This window comes from Phytopseudomonas seleniipraecipitans (assembly GCF_900102335.1).
Classification (GTDB): domain Bacteria; phylum Pseudomonadota; class Gammaproteobacteria; order Pseudomonadales; family Pseudomonadaceae; genus Aquipseudomonas; species Aquipseudomonas seleniipraecipitans.
Genome location: NZ_FNBM01000004.1, coordinates 275,861 through 292,950 on the forward strand (window position 1 = coordinate 275,861; position 17,090 = coordinate 292,950).

The following is a 17,090-nucleotide window of genomic DNA, read 5'->3' on the forward strand; positions in this document are numbered from 1 at the left end:
CTAATCGCCGGTTAGTTCTGCGCAAAATATGCGCCCCAGCCCAGTGATCTGTCCTTGGCGAAGAGCCAGGAAGCCTTTCGGCTGCTATAAGGCATGCTGATCTCTGACGTCGGCCGCGCGTGGCCAAGTATCACGGACGGTTTCCGGCCAATGGCTGCCATTGCCTCACTGTTGAATTACGCCTCACCCGGTCGTGAACGGACTACACGCCTTTACAGGCGTTCAGCGGTTGCAAAGCGCAGCGTTTCTTGCGAAAACGCAGGCCCTCGACAACTGACCGGACCGGCAACATGAGTGATGAACTGCGCATAGAAGATCTGCACGTGGGTGACGGCAAGGCCGCGGTCAAGGGCGCCTTGATCACCACTCACTACCGCGGCTGGCTGCAAGACGGCACTGAGTTCGACTCGTCCCACTCGCGCGGCAAGCCGTTCCAGTGTGTGATCGGCACCGGTCGCGTGATCAAGGGGTGGGATCAGGGAATCATCGGCATGCAGGTCGGCGGCAAGCGGCGCCTGTTCGTGCCCGCGCACCTGGCCTACGGCGAGCGCCAGATGGGCGCACACATTACGCCCAACTCGGACCTGAATTTCGACATTGAACTGCTCGAAGTGCTGACGCGGGACGACTGAGCCACCCGCGCCAGCTGTTTACCGCTACTGCTTTGGCTGCGGCTCGACACGGTCGAAACTCAGGCCTTCGCTGCCCTTGATGTCCCAGGGGTTGCCGTCGCTGCCGACGAAGCTGACATCGGTGAAGTTGGCGTTGCGCAGCCCGTCGATCTGCGCCTTGGCTTTACCCTTGAAACGCACCTGCTCAAAGGCGATGTTCTCGTGGTAGGCGTCATGAGCGCTGTCACCCTTGACCTGAATCGCCGCGCCGGCGGCATCTTCCACCGTCACATTGGCCACGCGAATGTCGCGGAACTGGCCCGGCACGGTCGAGCGTTTGTAGTCGAGAATGGCGTTGGGGTCATGGTAATCGAGGGTCATGATCACCCCCTGCTTGACCGTGTTGCGGATCGCCGAGTCGCGGAAGGTGACATTGCGCGCGCCGCCGCCCATGAAATTGGTGCTTTTCATGCGCAGGCCGGTGTCGGTGCCATCGGACACGTTGTCTTCGGCAAGAATGTTCTGGATCCAGCCGCCAGTGTGGCTGCCGGCAACCACCATGCCGTGGCCGCGGCGGAAGTAGTTATTGAAGATCCAGGCATCTTCCTGAGGCGGCTGCTTGGTCGCATCGGCGCCCGTGCCCGAGGCGAAGTTGACGCAGTCGTCGCCGGTGTCGAAGAAATTGTTGAAAACCATGGCGCCCTTACTGTTGGCAAACTCGATGCCATCGCCGTTATTCGCGTCGTAGGTCTTGTGCACGGTATTGGCCATCACCACATTCTCGGTCTCCAGATTCATGATCCCGTGGTACGCCGGGTTAAGCACGGTGAAGCCTCCGTAGAACACGTTCTTGACGTTGCGCAGGGTCATCAGTGACGAGCGCATCTGCCCGTACGCGTCCTTGACGATGATGCCGCGCGCCACCGCCTTCTCGACCTGATCCTTGGCGAGGATGCCGTCTTCCATGTAACGGGTGTTGTCGCTGGCCCGATAGAACGGCAGCGGATTGCCCAGTTGGTCCTGGCTGTCGTCGTTTCGCTTCCAGCCGTTGCCGTCGATGGTGCCCTTGCCGACGATGCGGATGTTCTCGAACGACTGGTGCTGGCGGGGGTCACGCGGCAGCGCGTTGATCAGCGACGCCGGGCGCACCATGGTTGAGTACGGGTACTGAATGTAGCCCTCCAGCGGGTAATCCTCAGCGCGTTCCGAGCCGAGCAACGTCGCGCCCTCGGCGACCTCCAGAGTCATATTGCTCTTGAGGTACAGCGCGCCGGTCTTGAACACGCCAGCGGGAATCAGCACCGTGCAGTTCAGCGAACAGGCGTCGATGGCTTTCTGGATGGCAGCGGTATTGAGCGTCTTGCCGTCGCCCTTGGCGCCCTGCTTCTCGACGTTGAACACCTCGGGCACCGCCGTGGTTCGCTGCACCAGCACCGGGCTGTCGGCGGACTCCTTGCCTTTGGCGTCCACCGAACGCACGGTGAAGCGGTATTCGGTCTCGGGCTTCAGGCCATCGACGGTGTAGTTGTGAAGGGAAATACGGTGGTGGAAGTTTGCCGTATCGTCCTTGTAGAACTGGTCGATATACGGCTTGGCCGGCGAGTACCGATCGTTGTTGGCGTTGGCGCCACCGAGCCGCTTGCCGTCCATGTACACGTGGTAATCGACGATGCCGGCGGTGTTTTCCGGCTTCTCCCACACCAGAATGATCTGGCTGTCGTCATAAGCCAGGGTCGGGACCTGAATCTTTTGCGGGGCATCCAGTGCCAGCGCAGAAGCGCTGAACAACAAGGCAAGCGGTACGACAACATACTTTTTTGCTTGCCAGACGCGAGGTGCTGCTGGCGCAGTGAAGCGCTCGATGAGCGGCATATTCTTATCCTTGTTATGGCCAATCTGTTGAATAGACTGAAATTCGCCAAGAGCACGTAGCTCGGCGAGCATTCAGCCAGGCTGAATTGCCACACCCTTTAGAAGTATGACAACCGACAAGATAGCCAAAATTTCGGGCACGTCCAGCCCGTAGGTCAAATCACCTTGGCAGCGGATGTTTCAGGCGTGAGTCAGTCGTCCAGCGGTTCATCCAGTGGCAGGCCCGCGGCTCGCTCGAGCAGCTCGGGAGGCAGGCTCTTGCTGGCCCGGGCGCCGAGCAGCTTGATATTTTCGGCCCGGCTAATCAGGTTGCCGCGACCGTCGACCAGCTTGTTGCGCGCTCCGGCATACGCCTTGTCGAGCTGCTGCAGACGCATGCCGACTTCGTCCAGGTCCTGGATGAACGCCACGAACTTGTCATACAGCGCACCAGCCCGCTCGGCAATCTCACGGGCATTCTGGCTTTGCCGCTCCTGGCGCCAGAGGCTGTCGATGACCCGCAGCGTGGCCAGCAGTGTGGTCGGGCTGACGATCACGATGTGCTGGTCGAAGGCTTCCTGAAACAAGCCCGGATCGGCCTGCAGCGCCGCCGCGAATGCCGCTTCGATGGGCACGAAGAGCAGCACGAAATCCAGGCTGTGCAGCCCGTCGAGGTGCTGGTAGTCCTTGAGCGACAGCCCCTTGAGGTGGCTGCGCAGGGACAGCACATGCTGCTTCAGGGCCAGTTGCCGCGTCGGCTCGTCGGTGGCAGCCACGCTCTGCTGATAGGCGGTCAGGCTGACCTTGGCATCGACCACCACCTGCTTCTCACCCGGCAGCTGAATCAGCACGTCCGGCTGAAAACGCTCGCCATCGGCGCTCTTCAGACTGACCTGGGTGTGATACTCGCGCCCCTTCTGCAGGCCGGCGTGCTCCAGCACGCGCTCGAGCACCAGCTCGCCCCAGTTGCCCTGGGTTTTCTGGCCCTTGAGCGCCTGGGTCAGGTTCATCGCCTCCTCGCTCAGGCGCTGATTGAGCCCCTGCAGGCGCTCCAGCTCCTTGCCCAGTGAAAAGCGTTCGCGTGCCTCCTGCTGGTAACTTTCCTCGACCCGTTTCTCGAAGGACTGAATGCGCTCCTTGAGCGGGTCAAGCAATTGCCCGAGACGCTGCTGGCTGGTTTCCGAGAAGCGCTGCTCGCGCTCATCAAATATTTTGCCGGCCAGCTCGGCGAACTGCGCCCGCAGCGCATCGCGGGCACCTTGCAGGTCTTCGAGGCGCTGCTGATGGTGCTCCTGCTGCTCGTGCAGCTCGGCAGCCAACCCGGCTCGCTCGCTATCCAGGCGACGCAACTCGGCTTCGCGCTGCTCACGCAGGGTATGGCCGTCTTTAATGTCTTCACGCGCCAGCTGCAGGTCGTTTTGCAGCAGGTGCGTTTCCCGACGCAGCGCGGCGAGTTCGGCCTGCTGGTCTGCCTTAATCTCGTGAATGTCGGCCAGCTCGTTGCGACAACTGTCCAGCTGCGCACTCAGCCCGGCCTGAGCCAGCTGGGCGGCATTCATGCGCTCCTGGGCAAGCCCGGACTGCAGGCGCATCTCCTCGGCCTGGCGCGACAGGGCGACGGCACGCAGCCATAAAGGAACGGCAGCGACGAGCGCGCCGACCAGAAAGGCCGGCAGCAGCGAAACGAGATCAAAGGGCATATCAATATCCAGGCGAGACTGCCGCGCAGTATAACCACGCGGCCTGATTAACAGGCCGTAGGGTCTGCCGAGGTTTCAGCGCAAGCCGCTTGCTGCGAGAAGTCTCACCAGGCCGGGCGACGCTCCGCAAGGCGGAGCACGCAGCGAGCGGCGTTCTGCTTTCAAACTCCCCAACGGCGCATGCGGGACTTGCCGGGCGATCCGCCAGGAAAGCGTCAGCCGACCCTAGAGACGATCCAGCAGGTCCCTGGCTTCGTCGACACCTTGCAGCGCCGCCAGCTCCAGCCAGTGCCTGGCTTGCTGCGGCTCTAGATGGCGAGGCTGACAATAGAGACGACCCAGTTCCAGCTGGGCAACGCCGTCACCGGCTCGCGCAGCCTGACGCAGCAATTCCAGACCGACTCGGCGATCGCGGGTATTGCCGCAATCACGGCAGAGAATCTGACCAAGGCGGCTTTGCGCCTGAATCACACCTTGGCGTGCAGGTTGCTTGAGCAAACGGCCGGCAATCCGCTTTACGCTGGGGGCATGCCCCAGACGCGAGCGATCCAGCAGCCAGGTAGCAAAACGGACCGGCACCTGAGCACGGACGGGAAGCGTATGAAGATCGAGATGGGGTAACGCGCGGGGCATAAGAGACAAAGCGGGGCTACGGAACAGGCGCGCCACTCTACTCTTTTTTGTTGCCAGGTAAACCCCGCCCTACTCCTGTCTGGCCTGCTTGTGACAATCCACAGAAGCTGTGGATAACTATGTGCATATGATGGGCGAAACGGCGCCCAACGCCGATGGTATGGGGCCCCGAGTCAAACTGGCTATTTTTTCGCCACATCAAAAAAGTCTATATTTTTCATATAGTTAAATTATTACCTACGACATTCATAGGCTTTTCGCAAGCGCTAATATGCTGCTTGACAAGCCGCATCGCGATTGTGCACAAGTCTCGCGGCAAGCCGCCTACAACGCCCTTTTGCGGGGCATGACGGCGCTGCAATAGCCACCGCGCCCTGACAGACGGGCGTTCTGGCCACGCACCAAAATACGCCCCTGTCATGCCGACGACATAAACCTGTGAGCCACTCCCTTCGCGAAAGCCCATTTGGCAGCCCATGCCGCTTCGGGTTACCGTCGCCAATCCGCTTGCCGATGGATAAATGCCCATGCTCAGCCGCCGCTCCACGCTGCGACTGTCTGTTGCTTTCATGCTGCTGGTGGTGCTCATCGCCACCTTTTATCTCAGCGGCCGCTACCTGCTGCAGCGCAATGGCGTCGAGACACTCGACTGGAGCGGTATTTCGCTCTCCGGCACCGGCGTGCACCTTGAAAATCTGCAGCTGACTCAACGCAGCGGCGCTGGCACCCTGAGCCTGCACAGCCATGGTCTGAAGCTGGCCTGGCGTGATTTCGGCGTCAGCTTGCCGTTTTGGCAGCACGTCGATATCGACCGCCTGGCGATCCGCTGGCTACCCGCCGATGACGAGGCACCACCCACCACGCCCCCAGCCGATCTCGAGCTCCAGCAACTGGCCGCCCCACTTGCGCTATTGCCGCGCAGCCTCTTTATCCACAAGCTCGACGCCGCCCTGCCCTGCGCCCGCGGCCAGTGCAGCGCCAGCGGAGCCCTTAACCTGCAGCGTGACGAGGTTGATCGCACCACCCTGCAGCTTGATCTCGACCACCAGGCGCAGCGGATCAACGTCACCCTCGCCGTCCAACCGCACAGCCACGCGCTAGACCTGCAACTGACCCTGGCCGTCGATCAGCAGCCGCAAATGACCGCGAACAGCAACCTCGCACAAGTTGCCGACGGCCTGGCCTGGAGCGGTCAGCTCGACGCCACCGGGCTGACTCAGGCGACCGCTCTGCAGAACTGGCTGAGTGCCTGGACGGTACCGGCAGACACCCAGTGGCCCGCAGCGCCGGGCGAAGTCGGCGTGCAAGGCTCCTGGCAACTGAAGCTGCCCGGACGCGAGCTGAGCGTGGACAACCTGCTGGCCGCCACTGGCCAGTTCGACCTCAAAGGCAACCTGCCGCAACCCTGGCCCTTTCCTGGTCTGGGACAACTGCAGGGCCAATTGGCGCTGGCAGCGCATAACGACGGCGAACACTGGATCGCCAGACGTGTCGAGGCCGACCTGCAACTCAGCCAACCGACCGGCGACTGGCTGAACGCCGTGCCGGCGGAGCTGCGTAGCGAATCCCTACGCGTTCAGCTGCAGCCCGATACGCCGCTCGGCGATCTGCGGGCCGACCTGGCCGAGCGCAGCCTGCCGCTAAAGCTGGTGCTTTCACTGCAAGGCGCCACCCATCTGGAGCTGCAAGGCCGCCTGGCGTTGGCCAGTGCGCCGCCCTGGGCGGTGCAGTTCGCCGACACACGCCTGACCACACGCACCAGCAAAGCGAGCCAATCCGGCTGGCAAGCCAGCGATCTGGTCAGTGAGCTGATGCTGGCGGGCAGCGCCGATAGCCAGGCGGTAGAGCTGACGCTGGCTCAAGGCTCTCGGCTGCAGGCGGCCGCCGTGAGGGGCACCGACTTGAACGCACAGCAGCTGCAAATCGGGCTTGGCGGCAGCACCCTCAACGTGCAGCTGCAGGCCGGCGCCGTGCAGCACTGGCAGTTCAAGGGCCCGCTTAACCTGAGCACCACGCGCCTGGAACAGGCCAACCTTCAGCCTCAGGGCTGGCGCTTGCAGGGCCAGCTCGACGCAGCCGACCTGGCCGGCGTTCTGCGCGCAAAGCTGAACAACGACAGTGAACTGCAACTCGACCTCGATGCCCGCCTCGACGCTGCGCAGAACCTGCAGCTCAAGGCGACCCTGGGCGAACTGTTCCTGCGTTCCGGCAACCCGCTGGCGAAAACCCTGGTGCAGTGGCCGGCGCTGCTAGACCTCAACAGCGGGCGCCTGAACGCCACCGCGAACCTGGCTCTGGCCGCCGGCAGCAACGCACCAAGTGTCGACCTGGAGCTGACTGGCAAGGGCCTGGGCGGCATCTACGACCGCTCCGAGCTCAGCGGCGTGGATACCCGCATGCAATTCAAGCTGGCGCGCCAGCGCTTTGACCTGTACGTCCAACAACTGAAAATCCAGCAGGCCAATCCCGGCCTGCCGATCGGCCCGCTCGAGGCGCGCATGCGCTACGTGGCGCCGCTGAGCAGCGCCGACCAGGGCACGCTCGAGGTGAACCTGGCGCAGACCGCGCTGATGGGCGGGCTCGTCACCCTCACGCCAGGACAATGGGACTTGGCGGCCGGTAACCAGCTGTTTCCTATCCAGATTCGCGGCCTGGAACTCCAGCAGCTTTTCACCCTCTACCCGGCAGAAGGTTTGGCCGGTAGCGGCACGCTGGATGGCGACCTGCCCGTGCGCCTTGGGCCTAACGGTATCGAGATAGAGCAAGGGCAGATCGCCTCTCGCCAGCCGGGCGGGCACCTGCAATTCAGCTCCGATAAGATCAAGGCACTGGGCCGCAGCAACCCGGCGATGCAGCTGGTCACCCAATCCCTGGAGGACTTCAGGTTCACCACCCTGAACAGCTCGGTCGACTATGATCAGCACGGCAAACTGCTGCTGGGCATGCGCCTCGAAGGTCAGAACCCGGCCATCGAAAATGGCCGGCCCATTCATTTCAACATCAATCTGGAGGAAGACATCCCCAAGCTGCTCACCAGCCTGCAGCTGACGGATCGAGTCAACGAGATCATTACGCGGCGCGTGCAACAGCGATTGTTGCACCGCGACACCGCACCCAAGGAGCCTTGACGAGGAGAAAGCGCCATGCGCTTGCGTAGTTGCATCACCGCCCTGCTGCTGGGGCTACTGACCGTAGCCTGTACCCCGACGGTACAACTGGCGATGCCCAACGAGCCGATCAACATCAACCTGAATGTGAAGATCGAGCACGAAATCTATATCAAGGTGGATAAGGCGCTGGACAGCATGTTCAGTGAATCCAGCGGACTGTTCTGAGGAAGCGCACATGAGTCTGATCAAACCTTTTGCCGGCCTGTTGCTGCTGCTCAGCCTGAGCCTGCCGGCGTACGCTCTCAGCCTCAACGAGGCGATGTCCGCCCTGGGTGATGCCAAGTCCAGCGGCCAACTCGGTGAGCAGCCCAACGGCTACCTCGGCGTGGTCAAGCCCGGTGGCCAGGCCGACGAGATCGCCAAGCTGATCAACGCCGCACGCCGCGCCGAGTACCAGAAGCTCGCCCAGCAGAACGGCATCCAGCTTACGGACGTAGAGACCATCGCTGGCCAGAAAGCCATCGACAAGACCCCGTCCGGCCAGTACATCCAGCAGCAGGGCCAGTGGCGCCGCAAGTAACGTGATAAAGCGCCCGCAGCCTGCTGCGGGCGCTGTCTAGTTGCCCCTGCAAAAACCCTACAGCCCCCGTTTCTTCTGCTCTGTGGCGGAGTTCGCCTGCACCCGCTCAGTCTCACCTTCGCTATCGCCACCCATCAGAGGGCGATGAGCCTTATCGACTGCCCCGAGTGCCAGAACCGTATCTCCGACAAGGCTCACGCCTGCCCACACTGTGGCAACCCGATGGGTCAGCAGCCTGGCAATCGCTGGCTGTCGGAAAAGAACGTCGGCCAGGTCGCCGGCGCCACAACGCCTGGCTCACAGCGCCATGGATCGCACGGATGGTCTTCGGCGTGGTGGCGATGATCTGCATCACCGTGATCATCGTCGCGCGCTGAACCAGCCTCAACGGCGGCTAAGAATCCGCGCCACATCCTTCGCCGCGCCCTCGATGGCAGCTTCGTTATAGGGCGCGAAGCCCATCACCAGCCCTGGCGGCTGCGGCTTGACGCAGTAGCGTTGCAAGGGCATCACATCGATGCCTTCCGCGGCCAGCCGCGCCTTGGCGTCCAACTCATCGCCCGCCTGCAGGCGACACACCACATCCAGCCCGGCACGGATCGGCGGTACGTCGATCAGCCCTTGCCAATGCCTTTGCGCCGCATCGCTGAAGGCCTCGGCCCGCGCCGCGTAGAGCTTGCGCATGCGGCGCAGGTGGCGGTCAAAATGGCCCTCGGCGATAAAGTCGGCCAGCACAGCCTGGGACAAGCTGTTGGCGTGCCGCGCGGTCAGCGAGACCAGCCGCGTGAAGCTTTCCACCAGTTGCGGCGGCAACACCACGTAGGCCAGGCGCAGGGACGGAAACAGCAGTTTGCTGAAGGTGCCGGCGAGAATCACCGAGGCATCGGTGTTAGCCAGGCTGCGCAATGCCGGTATGGGTTTGGCGACGAAGCGGTATTCGCTGTCGTAGTCGTCTTCGAAGATGTAGCTGCCGTTCTCGCTGGCCCAGCGCAGGAGCGCCAGACGCCGAGCCGGTGACAGCTCGCCACCCAGGGGCGCCTGATGCGATGGCGTGACATAGGCCATGCGCGCATCCGCTGCTAGGCGCATGCCCTCTTCGACCTGCATGCCGTCGCGGTCGACCGGTACATCGACCATCGCCACGCCGCTGGCGCTCATCAGCTGGCGCGCGCCGGGATAGCCCGGGTCTTCCATCCACACCCGCTCGCCGGGCGCGACCACCAGCCGCAAGGTCAAATCCAGCGCCTGCTGGACGCTACCAAGAATCACGATGCGCTCGGCCCCCACCTGCACGCCGCGGGCAATCGACAGGTACTGGGCGATGGCGCTGCGCAGCGCCGGCAGGCCCGCCGGGTCAGCATCGAGCATATCCAGCAGGCGTGACGAGCGCAGGTGCCCGGTGTGCAGCTTGCGCCACAGGTCGATGGGGAACGCCAGCACGTCGCCGCGGTGCGGGAAAAACGGTCGCAACCCAGGCTGCACGGCGCCGCCCATGAACACCGGCTTCTCGGCGGACAGGCGCTGCGCCCATTGCGTGATCGGCGCCTCGCGCTGCTGCTCTGCAGGCGGCGTGATGCGTCGTCGCACGTAGCCGGCGTTTAACGTCACATCCGGCAGCACCGCGCTGACCCGCGTGCCGTAACCGCTGCCGGTATCCAGGTAACCCTCGGATTGCAGTTGCTGGTAGGCGGCCTGCACCGTGCCACGGGCGAGGCTGTAATGCTCGGCCAGCGCCCGCGTACTGGGCAGCAGGCTGCCCGAAGGCAGGCGGTTGCTGAGAATTGCCTCGCGCAGCGCGGCATACAGCCAGCGTTGCAGGCTTTCGCCCGGCTGCGGCGCACCGAGCGGGAGAGAAACCACCAGAGGCGCCTGCTGTTTGCCTGCCATATCGACCTCACTTGGATCAATCCATTTGGTGCTTTATGGATCAATACGCTGATCCACTTCAAGCAGAGAATCACCTCGTCAGCCGCTAATAACCACTTAACGTCGTAGCGACCCGCCTGCATCGCCACCCGCGAGCAGGTCACCGTTTTCGAGGACTCTGTAATGAAACAACGAATTCTGATTGTCGGCACCGGCTTCGCCGGCCTGTGGAGCGCTCTGAGCGCGGCGCGTCAGCTCGACTTGCAGGCACGCGACGACATCGAAATCTGCGTGGTCGCGCCCCAGGCGCAACTGCATGTTCGCCCACGCTTCTACGAAGCGGATGTGGCGCGGATGCGTGCACCGCTGGACGCGCTGTTCGCCGTGGTCGGTGTGCGCTTCGTGAAGGGCAGGGTCACCGGGATCGACAGCGAGGGGCAAACCCTCACCTACCGTGACGCCGACCTGAACGAGCAAAGCGTGAGCTATAGCCGTCTGATCCTCGCCAGCGGCAGCCAGGTGAATCGCCCTGCCCTGAGCGGCGTCGAGCATGCCTTCGACGTCGACAGCCTGGAACAGGCCGAAGCTCTTGAACGCCACCTCACCGGCTTGCGCGACCTGCCGGACAGCCCGGCACGCAATACCGTGGTGGTGGCCGGCGGCGGCTTCACCGGCATCGAAACCGCTACCGAGATGCCAGCGCGGCTGCGGGCGATCCTCGGCGAACAAGCCCATGTTCGGGTGATCGTGGTCGACCGCGGCGCCCAGATCGGCGCCAGCCTCGGCGCACAGGTCGCACCGGTGGTCGCCGAAGCCAGCGCTCAACAGGGCGTTACCTGGCGCCTGGGCAGTTCGGTAAGCGCGGTGGATGCAGGCGGCGTCACCCTCGCCGATGGCGAGCGCATCGACGCCCTCACGGTGATCTGGACAGTCGGCGTGCACGCCTCGCCACTGACTGCACAGCTACCTGCCCAACGCGACGCCCACGGCCGCCTGCACGTTGACCGCAACCTCAAGGTCGTGGGCCTGGATAACCTGTACGCCGCCGGCGATACCGCCTTTGCCGCCACCGATGACCTCGGCAATCACGCCCTGATGACCTGCCAGCACGCCATCGCCCTGGGCCGCTCGGCCGGCAACAATGCGGCCGCCGACCTGCTCGGCGTCGCGCCGATGCCTTACAGCCAAACCAAGTACGTCACCTGCCTGGACCTCGGCGAATGGGGCGCGCTGTACACCGAAGGCTGGGATCGCCAAGTGGTGCTGACCGGCGCCGAAGGCAAGCAGCTGAAGACGCAAATCAACACCCAGTGGATCTATCCACCGGCCGCCATCCGCGAGACAGCCCTGGCGGCCGCCGACCCGCTGATTCCCGTGGTGGCGTGAGTTCATCAGCGCTGACAGATTCGTAGCCGCTGGCTTAGCGCAACGCGTCAGCCATCACTCCAGGGTGACGGCTGACGATTTCCTTCAATACAGCCCCATTCGCGCAGCCACAGACTGCTGGCATCCTGTCTCGAGAAGCGATGCCTGCCATGCAAGAGTTCCTGATCATTGCCGCCGCCCATTTCCTGGCGCTGCTTTCCCCCGGCCCGGATTTCTTCCTGGTGGCTCGCACCTCGCTGGCTGCGGGGTGGCGAGTCGCAAGCGGCGCCTGCCTGGGCATCGCCGTGGCCAACGGTGTGTTCATCGGCGCGGCGTTTACCGGCGTGTCGGTGCTGCAGCCGGGCAGCGTGCCTTTCATCGCCCTGCAGCTGGTCGGGTGCCTGTACCTGATTTATCTCGGCGGACTGTTCATCCGCCACGCCGGCAGCAGTGAGTTGAAGACTTCCGCGCGCGCCACGGCAGTACGCAACGTGACGTGGTTGCAGTCGGCTGGCCTGGGCTTTCTGTCCGCCATCCTCAACCCCAAGAACGCGCTGTTCTACGTCAGCCTGGCGAGCATGCTGGGCAGCGCACACAGCAGCGCTGGTTGGAAGCTGTTCTATGGCGTGTGGATGTTCGCCGTCGTGCTTGGCTGGGACCTGCTCGTGGCACTGGCCATTGGCAATGGGCGGCTGTTGCTGCGCTTCCAGCGCGCGCTACCAACATTGGAACGCGCCTCGGGAGTGGTATTGATCGCCTTGGCGCTAGGCATGCTGGGTCTGTTGCTGCAGGGCTGACCAAACAGCCCAGCGAGAGCGGTTTGCCGATCAATCCTTGAGGCGAGCAACCAGCGTCGACAGGTCGCCAGACAGCCCCTGCATGGCACGACCTGCCGACTCGCTGCGCTGCAGGTCGGCTTCGTTGCTCTGGGCGATGGAGACGATTTCCGCCAGGTTGCGGGCGATGTCTTCGGCGACCGAGGTTTGCTCCTCGGCAGCCGTGGCGATTTGTCGATTCATATCGCGGATGGCCTCGACTGCCTGGGTGATGCTGTGCAGGCGCTCACCCGCCACGCCAACCTGGGTACGCCCGGCAGCGCTCTGCTGGGCGCCAGCATTGATGGCCGCAGTTGCCTCTTTCGAGGCGCTCTGCACATTGGCGATCAATTGATGGATTTCATTGATCGAGCTGGCGGTACGGAACGACAGGTTGCGCACCTCGTCCGCGACCACTGCGAACCCTCGACCAGCATCGCCCGCCCGCGCCGCTTCGATGGCGGCGTTGAGCGCCAGCAGATTAGTCTGGTCGGCGATGCCGCGAATCACTTCCAGTACACCGCCGATGCGCTCGCTGTCGCTTTCCAAACGGGTGATCACTTCCGAGGTGCGGGTGATTTCGCCGTGCATCTGCTCGATGGTGGCGATAGTACGGGCCATGGTCGCCTCGCCTTCCTGCGCGGCCTGATCGGCCTCATCCGCCGCCCTTGCTGCAGCTGCGGAATGCCGCGCCACCTCGTCAGCCGTCGCGCTCATCTCGTGCATGGCCGTCGCCACTTGGTCGGTACGCGAAAACTGCTCGCGAATGCCGTGGCCGATGTGCCCGGCCACGCTGCTCAGCTCATGGGTGGCGGCGTCCAGCTCACCCGTGCCGCGGCGCAGCTGTTGCGATAGCGTCTGCATGAACTCGCGCAGGCGATTGGCAGCCTGGGCCAAGCGGCCCACTTCGTCTTCGCGGCCTTCGCTCAAACGCGCACCGAACTGCCCACGGCTGAGCAGATCGAGCTGCCCGGTCGCCTGCAACAGCGGCGTGGTGATGCGCCGGTTGACCAGCCAGGCACTGAACAGCGCCAGCAGCACACCCGAACCAAGCATCGCCAGGCTGCCGAACAGCACGCTGCGCTGGGCGACCTCGCTCAACTGCGTGGCACTGGCCTGGCTGCGCGCGTGCAGCTCATCGACCAGCAACGACAGCTGCTCGGTGGTCGCCCGGTCGATGCCCTTCACCGCGGCGTCTCCAGCCTGCGCAGAAAACCCGGCCGCAGCAAAAGCCTCATAACCGCGGCGATACGCCTGGCCCATCTCGGCGTGGGCGCGGCGCAATTCGCTCAGGCGCTGCCGCAGCTCGCCGCTGTCAGCGGTGTCGATCAGTTGGCCGATTTGCGTCTGTACCCGTCGTTCTTCTTCCTGAAATTGCTGCCAATAGCGATTGCGCTGCGTTTCATCAGCGCCGCGCAGCAGCACATTCTTCCATTCCTGCACCTGGATCTTGAACGTCAGGTTGGCCCCATCCACCTGCCGCGCCTCTTCGAGAGGGCCGCTGAGCAACGCTTGATAGCCATCCAGCTGCCGCGACAACAATGCGAACCCGGCTAACGCAATCAACAGCATCAACACCAAACCACCGCCAATCAGCGTTACTAATTGGGCACGCAGCGAACGACCAAGGCTCATGGGAAAACTCGAACGAGAGGGTATGTGCGGTGAGTTTATGAAGACTTTGTTACGGATATATTGCAGGCAGGTTGCCAGCCATCTGACATCCGGGGCGGCGTCAGGAAACGTACGTGCGCGGTGAGGTGATGCCTCGCTTGCAGGAACACTCAGCAGGAACCGGTCAATTCAACATGAGCAGCTCAACGCTTCTGCGCGCGCATCCTGGCCTCGTCCGTCGCCTCTTCCATCGCGGCGGCTGCCAGCCCCGAGCAAACCAGCACGCCGGCGCCTTTGGAAAGGCATTCGTAGCGCTGCCGATCCTCGCCAGAGCTGGTCAAGCAGCCCTGCCGGGTGATTCGCTCTTCGACGCCCGCCAGGTTCTTTTGCCCTTCGGCATACTCGGCAGCCGTGATGCGGCCGGCCTCCTTGCGCGCCTCTGCCAGTTCCTTGAGGTTTTCCAGGTCGCTGGCTGTCCAGCGTAGCGCGCTCTTGCACATCTCTTGTTTCGAGAGCGTGCCTGGGCTTGGCGCAGCACTGGCAGCTGTGTTCTGCGCAGGCGCTGCGGGCGCAGAAGCCTGGCGCTCGGCTACGTAGCCCTGGATGATGCTCACCGACTCGGCACCTCGTTGCGAGGCCGGAGGCTGGCTGCCGAAATGCTTCTGCCCGTTTTCATCCACCCAGGTGTACACCTGGCTCAGCGCAGGCGCGCAGAGAACGCTGCAGAGCAGAAACAACAGAAGCATCTGGCGACCGAGCATGAGTCATCAATCCTCTACGAGGCGCGGGCTGCGCAGCGGGCAATCTAGAACCAGGCGAAGGGTTTGCCAAGGTGATCATGGCCCGGCCTGGGTAGCTCATCACAGAATCATCAGCACGCAAGCGCCCGAACTCGTGCGCCGCGATGGTCTACCGGGCCTCTTGTGTGGAGCCCCATTCAACGCGATTGCGCCCTGACGTCTTGCCTCGGTAGAGCGCGCCGTCTGCTTGCTGCATGGCCGCGTCAAGCGCCTGCGTGCTGGCGAAATCGCCAGAGACGCCGATGGTTACCGTGCACCGAATCGGCCGGTCCGGGCTGACGCCAGACACTTCGTTGAGTTCGATCGCGGCACGCATGCGTTCGGCCAATTGCAGGGCTCCGTCCCTGTCAGTATCGAGGCAGATAACCGCAAACTCCTCTCCACCCAGCCGGCATGTCAGATCGCCTTGGCGGGCGTTGGCGCTGAGAACATCGGCAACATGGCGCAGCACCAGATCGCCCACGCTGTGGCCATAGGTATCGTTGATACGCTTGAAGAGATCGACGTCCACGACCAACAAGTAGGCAGGCCGCGCAGTTCGCGAACGGAAGTGCGCATCCAGGCCATCCATCAGCCCCCTTCGGTTCAGCAATCGAGTGAGCGGGTCATGGGCAGCCATGGCGCGCAGCTCATCGGTAAGGCGGCGCAGAACCAGCCAAACGGCGCTGGGAGGCAGTACGGTCCCCAGAAACGACATATAGATATAAAAGGTCTTCTGAAAGCCGCTGTTCATGTCGAGCGCCCCCACTCCCCCGTAGACGATGATCAGCAACTTTGCTGCGTTCAGAGCGCAGATACCGCCAATCAACGTGGCAAACACGAGCATTTCAACCCGCAGATCCTTGGCAAAGGTTCGCCCGGCATAGAGCGCTGCCATGGTCATGGCCAGAAAAAGCAATGCGCACGAGCCCGCCAACAACGCATGGCGAGCCTCAGTCCCAAGCACCCAGTACACCAGCACCTGCGTTGCCGTGTAGGTACCCGCCAAGGCGAACAGCGGCCTCCATACTGGCGTGGGCCGATCAAAAAAACGCAGGGCGCCCAGCACATACGTAGCAGGCGCACACAGGGTCAGCGTGTGGTTGATAACACTCAGCAGTCCCCAGTTTGCGGGTCCGCCGAGCAACTGCAGGATATAGGCAAGCCCGAGTAGAAGATTGCCGAGCGCAAAAACTTCCATGCCCCATTTCTTGCCGCTCAGCCGCCTGCTGATCAGCAGAAACATCACGCAAAAACAGAGCAAGTGCACGCAGAGCATGCTGAGGACAACGGTGGTGATCATAGATTCGCGCAAGGGAGATACAGCAGCAGGAGCTGAGCAGTGGAGGCACTACGGAACGCACGTACCTTGAAATATCGAGGCGCTCAATGCAGTCGGTATGGCTATTTAACATTGCAAATGTAATCGCATACAACGCAGCGGGGCAATCCATCAGCCACGCGCACCGCCCGCCGGTCGCCGGCCCGCGATGCAAAATACCCTGTTGCTCCCGGCGCGCGCTTCTTGCGCAACAGCCAGAACCGCAAGAATAAATCCGCTCCAGCACCGACGAACCCTGCAAGACTGCATACAATGTGCGCCCGATTATCCTGGGCCATGAAGATGGCTGCGCCAGACAAGGAACTCGCCTCCATGGCTTCCCCTGATAAACAGCAGAAACGCGCCCAGCGGGCCAAGACCAAGGCCAAGCAGAACCGCATGGGTAAGCCCAAGGCCAATCTCATCCATCCGGTATTGGCCAACCCGATGATCGACGAGCCCTTCGATGACGTGGAGATCGACCTGAGCACCTTCGATTTCAAGGACATCGAAGAGAACGGCTTCGACCCGGCTCACTTCGACGATCTGTTCCAGGCCATGAAAGCGGGCGAAAGCATCAGCCTGCTCGCGATGTGCCTGGTGTTCCTGCAATACCCGGTGCTGGAGCTAGTGGTAGCCGAGGAGGCGGAAGACGCGGCGACCGACTTCATGATGGGCCTGCTGATCACCTACCGCAGTATCTTCCATGATGATGACGAGGACGCGGCGGTGAAGTGGATCGGCAGCGAAGCCTTCCAAACTGCCTACAACGAAGCGTCGCTGATCCTGCAGAAGAAGACCGCTCGCGAGCGCGGTCGCACGCAGGGCCAGTAGCGCCACTCGCA

General features: G+C 63.0%; 14 protein-coding genes. 7 read left to right on the forward strand and 7 right to left on the reverse strand.

Annotated elements, in window-relative coordinates; all coding sequences use genetic code 11:
* Positions 1-290: 290 nt before the first annotated feature.
* On the forward strand, positions 291-632 hold the full coding sequence (locus BLS60_RS11345; protein WP_092367982.1) for an FKBP-type peptidyl-prolyl cis-trans isomerase: 342 nt from the start codon (positions 291-293) through the stop codon (positions 630-632).
* Positions 633-656: 24 nt separating this feature from the next.
* On the opposite strand, the gene BLS60_RS11350 is transcribed toward BLS60_RS11345, so the two are convergent.
* From BLS60_RS11350 to BLS60_RS11360, 3 genes are all read right to left on the reverse strand, one after another.
* Positions 657-2,483, reverse strand: coding sequence for a glycosyl hydrolase family 28 protein (locus BLS60_RS11350; RefSeq protein ID WP_092367985.1), 1,827 nt, complete (start codon positions 2,481-2,483; stop codon positions 657-659).
* Positions 2,484-2,674: 191 nt separating this feature from the next.
* A complete protein-coding gene (locus BLS60_RS11355) occupies positions 2,675-4,162 on the reverse strand; it encodes a DNA recombination protein RmuC (protein ID WP_092367988.1) in 1,488 nt (495 codons plus the stop codon).
* A gap of 225 nt (positions 4,163-4,387) precedes the next feature.
* Positions 4,388-4,795 carry a tetratricopeptide repeat protein gene (locus BLS60_RS11360; RefSeq protein ID WP_143024593.1) on the reverse strand — a complete coding sequence of 136 codons (408 nt, stop codon included), beginning with the start codon at positions 4,793-4,795 and terminating at the stop codon, positions 4,388-4,390.
* Positions 4,796-5,322: 527 nt separating this feature from the next.
* Here BLS60_RS11360 and BLS60_RS11365 point away from each other — a divergent pair.
* The 3 genes from BLS60_RS11365 to BLS60_RS11375 are packed head-to-tail and all read left to right on the forward strand — an operon-like array spanning position 5,323 to position 8,485.
* Positions 5,323-7,923 carry an intermembrane phospholipid transport YdbH family protein gene (locus BLS60_RS11365; protein WP_167357665.1) on the forward strand — a complete coding sequence of 867 codons (2,601 nt, stop codon included), beginning with the start codon at positions 5,323-5,325 and terminating at the stop codon, positions 7,921-7,923.
* Positions 7,924-7,938: 15 nt separating this feature from the next.
* Complete coding sequence (locus BLS60_RS11370; RefSeq protein WP_070881779.1) at positions 7,939-8,130, forward strand: YnbE family lipoprotein; 192 nt, start codon at positions 7,939-7,941, stop codon at positions 8,128-8,130.
* Positions 8,131-8,140: 10 nt separating this feature from the next.
* Positions 8,141-8,485: a YdbL family probable chaperone protein gene (locus BLS60_RS11375; protein WP_092367994.1), complete on the forward strand. Its 345-nt coding sequence runs from the start codon at positions 8,141-8,143 to the stop codon at positions 8,483-8,485.
* A 384-nt stretch (positions 8,486-8,869) separates the two neighbouring features.
* Here BLS60_RS11375 and pdxR read toward each other — a convergent pair whose 3' ends face one another.
* Positions 8,870-10,372, reverse strand: coding sequence for a MocR-like pyridoxine biosynthesis transcription factor PdxR (pdxR, locus tag BLS60_RS11385; protein ID WP_092367997.1), 1,503 nt, complete (start codon positions 10,370-10,372; stop codon positions 8,870-8,872).
* A gap of 162 nt (positions 10,373-10,534) precedes the next feature.
* Here pdxR and BLS60_RS11390 point away from each other — a divergent pair, with 162 nt between their 5' ends.
* Together BLS60_RS11390 and BLS60_RS11395 are read left to right on the forward strand one after the other, a co-directional pair.
* Complete coding sequence (locus BLS60_RS11390) at positions 10,535-11,737, forward strand: NAD(P)/FAD-dependent oxidoreductase (protein WP_092368000.1); 1,203 nt, start codon at positions 10,535-10,537, stop codon at positions 11,735-11,737.
* A gap of 149 nt (positions 11,738-11,886) precedes the next feature.
* On the forward strand, positions 11,887-12,513 hold the full coding sequence (locus BLS60_RS11395; protein ID WP_092368235.1) for a LysE family translocator: 627 nt from the start codon (positions 11,887-11,889) through the stop codon (positions 12,511-12,513).
* A 30-nt stretch (positions 12,514-12,543) separates the two neighbouring features.
* Here BLS60_RS11395 and BLS60_RS11400 read toward each other — a convergent pair whose 3' ends face one another.
* The 3 genes from BLS60_RS11400 to BLS60_RS11410 form a co-directional block, all read right to left on the reverse strand.
* The gene (locus BLS60_RS11400; RefSeq protein ID WP_092368003.1) at positions 12,544-14,166 is read right to left on the reverse strand and encodes a methyl-accepting chemotaxis protein; all 1,623 of its coding nucleotides are present in this window, start codon (positions 14,164-14,166) and stop codon (positions 12,544-12,546) included.
* A gap of 182 nt (positions 14,167-14,348) precedes the next feature.
* Entirely contained in the window at positions 14,349-14,906 is a 558-nt protein-coding gene (locus BLS60_RS11405) for a DUF4124 domain-containing protein (protein ID WP_092368006.1), read from the reverse strand.
* A gap of 148 nt (positions 14,907-15,054) precedes the next feature.
* A complete protein-coding gene (locus BLS60_RS11410; protein ID WP_092368009.1) occupies positions 15,055-16,227 on the reverse strand; it encodes a GGDEF domain-containing protein in 1,173 nt (390 codons plus the stop codon).
* 351 nt (positions 16,228-16,578) lie between these two features.
* Between BLS60_RS11410 and BLS60_RS11415 the strand changes: the two genes are divergently transcribed.
* A complete protein-coding gene (locus tag BLS60_RS11415) occupies positions 16,579-17,079 on the forward strand; it encodes a hypothetical protein (RefSeq protein ID WP_092368012.1) in 501 nt (166 codons plus the stop codon).
* Positions 17,080-17,090: the final 11 nt, after the last annotated feature.